The organism is Enterococcus infantis (assembly GCF_049166715.1).
In the GTDB taxonomy this organism is placed as follows: Bacteria; Bacillota; Bacilli; order Lactobacillales; family Enterococcaceae; genus Enterococcus_C; species Enterococcus_C leclercqii.
This window is the reverse complement of record NZ_JBMHFB010000029.1, coordinates 1-531: the sequence shown is the minus strand read 5'-3', so window position 1 is coordinate 531 and position 531 is coordinate 1. Positions and strand designations below refer to the sequence as shown.

Genomic DNA, 531 nt, shown 5'->3' with positions numbered 1-531 from the left:
ATCGAACCAGAGACCCCAAGCGTGTCATGCTTGTACTCTAACCAACTGAGCTAGTCGCGCAAGATGGCTGTACAATATCAAAAAGAGCGTTTGTGGTCAAGCGAGCGCATTTTTCGAAACTGTGCGTAGTTCGTTGAGCCGACGCTTTTCCAGTCAGCCTTTTTTCAATTCCGAATCAATTAAGCCGCATATTTTTTGTTTAAGTTCGATTAACGTCTGTTTTGACACCGGTGAAAAGTCATTTTGCATGATGGGAATTTCTAAAAAAAGTTGGTACGGCATGATTTTGAGCGTTTCTGTGATGTTCTGCAGCACTTCCAGCGACGGAAAATTCTTTCCGTTTTCGACCGCATTCAAATAATTTGGACTGATGTTGATTGCTTCGGAAAACGAAAGTTGGGAAAAGCCGTTTTGCACCCGGTAAAAGCGCAGGTTCGCAATAAAAAGTTCTTGAATGTGCGTCATTTTCAAAGCGTACCTAATTTTGCACACGAATTAAATCACTGTATTAGCAGTAATACAATTGTTTTC

1 protein-coding gene is annotated in these 531 nt (G+C 41.2%); it reads right to left on the bottom strand.

The genetic code is table 11. From position 1 onward, the window contains the following. Positions 1-153: 153 nt before the first annotated feature. Entirely contained in the window at positions 154-465 is a 312-nt protein-coding gene (locus tag ACOMA8_RS14695; RefSeq protein WP_421371706.1) for a helix-turn-helix domain-containing protein, read from the bottom strand. Positions 466-531: the final 66 nt, after the last annotated feature.